Origin of the sequence: Streptomyces sp. NPDC052042, assembly GCF_044548345.1 — a bacterium.
Classification (GTDB): domain Bacteria; phylum Actinomycetota; class Actinomycetes; order Streptomycetales; family Streptomycetaceae; genus Streptomyces.
Map to the genome: position 1 here is coordinate 1 of NZ_JBIUBU010000069.1, position 4,536 is coordinate 4,536.

Genomic DNA, 4,536 nt, shown 5'->3' on the forward strand with positions numbered 1-4,536 from the left:
GACGTGCTCTGGGCGATGCTCCGTGACGGAAGGCTGTTCACCTCCGCCCCACCGGTCACACAGGCGGCTTGACACGATCATTGAGATTCCTTCGAAGTGAGGAAAGGTGAAAGCGGTGTTGAGTGGGACAAGCGTCATGACAAGGCAGACAGCGGTGGTACGGGGGATGGCAGGGCCTGGGGTCCCGCTCCCACGGCCACGGCCACGCCCGCGCCCATGGCGGCGAGGGCGGCCGGCGAGTTGCCGCCGGATACCACCACGGCCGTGCGTCCGCGAAAGCCGCGCCGGAGCGCGCCGGCCAGGGCCACGCTGCCGCTCGGTTCGGCGGGCAGGCCGACCCGGTGCAGCAGCTCCATGGCCCGGAGGATCTCCTCGTCCTCGACGGCGATCAGCTCGTCGACCCGCCGCTGGACGATGGGGAAGACGATCTCGCCGGGCCGCTGGCCGCGCAGTCCGTCGGCGACGGTCTGCGATGCGGGCAGCTCCACCGGACGCCCGGCGGCGACCGATACGGCGTAGCGGCAAGCCTGTCGGGGCTCCACGCCGATGACCCGCAGCGGGCGACCGGCGAGGTCGGCTGCCAGACAGCTTCCTGCCAGCAGCCCGCCGCCGCCGACCGGTACGAACAGCAGATCGAGGTCGGGCACCTCCTCCAGGATCTCCAGGGCCACGGTGCCCTGTCCGGCGACGACACGTTCGTCGTCGGAGGAGGGCACCAGCAGGGCTCCGGTGTCCGCGGCCAGTTGCCGGGCGAGCTGGTCGCGTGCGGCGACGCCGCCGTCCACCATCAGCACCCGGGCGCCCAGCCCGCGGATGGCGTCGGCCTTGGCCCGGCCCGCTCCGGCCGCCATCACCACGGTGGCCTCGGCGCCGGTGCGGCGGGCGAGCGCGGCCACCGCGATCCCGTGGTTGCCGGAGGAGCCGGCGACCACCGCCGGGGTGTCCCGGCCGAGCATGGCGTTGGCGGCGCCCCGGGCCTTGAACGAGCCGCCCCGCTGGAGGTGTTCGGCCTTCAGCAGCAATCCGCGCAGCCCGGGACCGGCCGGCTCCGGCAGTGCGTCGGCGCTCAGCAGCGGCGTACGGCGTACCGGTCCGCGGATCCGTTCCGCCGCCGCCCGTACCTCGGCCGGGCCGAGGCGGATGCCGGCGGCGGTCACGGCGTCCGGCCCGCGACCGGCGGGCCGCCGTGGTGCAGGGCGGCCCGGTCCGTCTTGCCCGTGCGCGTGGTGGGCAGCCGGTCGATGCGGTGGAACCTGCGCGGCATCATGTGCGGCGGCAGGGCCCCGGCGAGGTGTCTGCGCAGCTCCGCGTCGGTGACCGCGTCCAGCGAGCCGGTGACATGGGCGTACAGGAACACCCGTCCCCGCTCGTCCGGTTCGGCGGTGACCACGGCCCCGGTCACCTGGGGGTGGCCGAGCAGCACGCCCTCGATCTCGGCCGGGTCGACCCGGTAGCCCCGGATCTTCACCTGCCGGTCGGAGCGGCCCAGGTACTCCAGTACGCCGTCCGGCCTGCGCCGGGCCAGATCCCCGGTGCGGTAGGCGCGGGCGCCCGGCGGTCCGCTCGGATCCGGGCGGAAGCGGTCGGCGGTGAGTTCGGGCCGGCCCCGGTAGCCGCGGGCAACTCCGATGCCCCCGAGGGTGATCTCGCCGATCTCCCCCGGGGCCACCTCCCGCCCGTCGGGGCCGATCAGGCTGACCGTCATCCCGTCGATGGGGGTCCCGACCAGGTCGGCGGCGGTCTCCGGTTCGGTAGGCACCGCGTAGCGGGTGGCGGTCATGGTGCATTCGGTGGGGCCGTACTGGTTGACCAGTACGCCGGGCAGCAGCCGACGGCCGCCGGAGCTGAGGAACGGCAGCAGTGACTCACCACTGGCCACGACCAGGCGCAGTCCGCTCAGCCGCTCCTCGGCCCGGTCCTGCTGGGCGAGGAAGATGAGGAAGGACGGGGTGACGCTCAGCAGGGTGTCGACGCCCTCGCGTCGCAGCGTCTGCGCGAAGCTGTCGGCGCGCAGCAGGGTGCTCCGTTCCGCCAGGACCACGGTGCCTCCGGCGACCAGCGGGGCGAAGGTGTCGCGAATGGAGGCGTCGTAGCCGAGGGGCGCGACCTGGAGTGCCACGGTGTGCGGGCCGAGGCCGTAGTCCCGGGCGATGAAGCGCAGATACGAGTCGAGACCGGCCCGCTCGATCAGGACGGCGTTGGGGGTGCCGGTGGAGCCGGAGGTGTGGCTGACGTAGGCCAGTTGCCGTCCGGATGCCTCCGGCCATCCGCCGGAGGTCCCCGCCCCTGCGGAGCCGACGGGACCGTCCGGCCCGTCCAGCTCGTCCAGCTCGTCGAGGTCGATCACCGGCCCCTCCACCGTCAGCCGCGTGCTCTCGCGCACCGTGCTCCGGGTGAGCAGGGCGGTGGCGCCACCGCTGCCGACCATGGCGGCCAGCCGGGGCGGCGGCTGCGTCACGTCCAGCGTGAGGAAGGCTCCTCCGGCGCGGAGTACCGCCGCCACCGCCACCACGCTCTCCGGCCCCGGTTCCAGCGCGATGGCGCAGACCCGCTCGCGCCCGACTCCCCGGGCGGTCAGGACATGGGCCAGCCGGTCGATCCAGGCGTCGAGCCGGCCGTAGCCGATGGTGCGGCCCGGGGTGCGCAGAGCGGTGGCCTCGGGCGTACGCACGGCGTGTGCCCGGATCGTGTCCAGGAAGCTCACCACGACGACACGCCCCCCTGCCGGTGCTCCTGGTCGACGGCGACGAAGCGGAGTTCGGAGGTGTAGGCGTTGCCCTGGTCGTCGGTGAGCCACGCGTGCTCAGGGGTGGGCAGCATCTCCGTGACGGTGAGCTTGGCCTCCGGGTCCTTCCTCGCCAGCCGCCGAGCCGCCTTGGCCAGAATGTTCACATACACCGGGGCGTCGAAGTCCACATAGAACGGACGCGGCTCCGTCGGCGACACCACGAACACATACCGCGGCAACCCCCGCTCGCTCCGCCAGTTCCGCGCCCGCACATACCGCCGGGCCTCGTTCTTCTCCTCCGCGAACCCCAGATCCCCACCCGTGAACCGCCACGACTCCCGGCTCACCACCAGCTTGTCCACCGCCACCCGCGGCACATGGTCCGCGTCGGGGAGCAGCCGGAACATGTCCATGGCCAGGGTGGTCAGCACATGGCCGAACACATCGGTGACAGCGAACTCGCCGCCGTCCGGGAGCAGTGCGACCAGCCGGTCGCCGCGTCGGGTGACGTGGGCGTCGGCGCTGAGCACGGTGCGGTCGCGGTGCGGGTCGGCGGTGAGTTCCAGCAGGGCGATGTGGTAGTCCTCCGGCCGGACCAGCACATTGCGCACCCGGACGGACAGCCGCGACTTGTGTTCCTTGGGCAGCAGCGGCAGCAGCCGGGGGCCCGGATGGTCCTGGCCGGTCAGCCGGAGGAGTTCATCCGGTTCGGGGTGCTGGCTGACGAAGAGCGAGGCGCCCACGGTGTTGGACGCCAGATGCAGTTCGCCCAGGACCAGTTCGAATTCGCCGTTGCCGACCGACTCGGTGTCGCGGGCGACGATCAGCACATCGGGGCTGAGATAGCGGGCGGCGGTCCAGGCTGCGGGGGCCGGGGGAAACGCCTCGGCCACCTGCGGTGCGATCGCGGAGTGCGTCGCCCGGACATGGCGGGCGCCGTCGGGTACGGGAATGATCCGCGCCCAGCGGCGCTGGAACTCCGCCAGCACCTCCTCGGCGTCGGTGACCGCGCCCCCGTGCAGGATCGGCATGCAGGCGAACCAGAAGTCCGCGAGATTGACCCGGTCCTCGCCGCAGGAGGCGGCCAGCTTCTCGTAGACCTCGGTGGCCCGCTGTTCCACCCGGGCGCCGAGCTGGGCCATCAGCCAGGCGGCGCTGGTCATCAACGGGTCCAGGGGCGCCATGGCGTCCAGGACCCGGCTGCCGACCCGGGCGGTGGCGGAGCGCCGGGTGTCGGAGTAGACCAGCGACCGGTTGGGCGCGGTATGGGTGCCCTTGGCGCGCTGGGAGGCGGTGTCGGTGATCCGGGTGAAGTCCTCCTCCAGAGCTGCCAGCGCCTCGCACAGCGCACCGGCGTCACGGCCGGCCGCCTGCACCCGCTCACGCCCCCGCTCCAGCACCTCCAAAGGCTCCAGCGCACCACGCCGCAGGACCGGATCACCGACCCGTTCCAGAATGGCGCGCAGCTCCCGGTCCGGATGGGGCCCGGAGGGGACCTCCAGCCGCCAGGTCACCCAGCGGCGGCGCACCAGTTCGGCCAGTGCGGCGGTCACCTCGGCGAGCGGTACGCCCAGTACGCGGGCCAGTTCGCCCGGCGGCCGGCGGCCGTCCACCAGCCGGAGCAGGGCCACCAGACGGGGCGGCGCCTGCTGCGGCGGGCGGCCGGGTATGCGGACCGGTCCGTCGTCGGAGTCGGCCCGGATGTAGGGCATCCGGCGCGGGGGGATCCAGGCCATCAGCCGCTCGTCGGCCGACAGGGACTTGGCCAGCGCGTCGATCGACCAACTGGAGAAGAACACCGACGACGA

The 4,536-nt window shown here is 73.2% G+C and carries 3 protein-coding genes; all 3 read right to left on the reverse strand.

From position 1 onward, the window contains the following. Window positions 1-134: 134 nt before the first annotated feature. A complete protein-coding gene (locus ACIHCL_RS36795; RefSeq protein WP_399868906.1) occupies window positions 135-1,157 on the reverse strand; it encodes a threonine/serine dehydratase in 1,023 nt (340 codons plus the stop codon). Beyond that, entirely contained in the window at window positions 1,154-2,707 is a 1,554-nt protein-coding gene (locus ACIHCL_RS36800) for an amino acid adenylation domain-containing protein (protein WP_399868907.1), read from the reverse strand. The genes ACIHCL_RS36795 and ACIHCL_RS36800 overlap by 4 nt, the downstream gene beginning before the upstream one ends. After that, the coding region (locus ACIHCL_RS36805; protein ID WP_399868908.1) for a lantibiotic dehydratase at window positions 2,701-4,536 on the reverse strand (1,836 nt) is incomplete at its 5' end. The genes ACIHCL_RS36800 and ACIHCL_RS36805, both read right to left, overlap by 7 nt.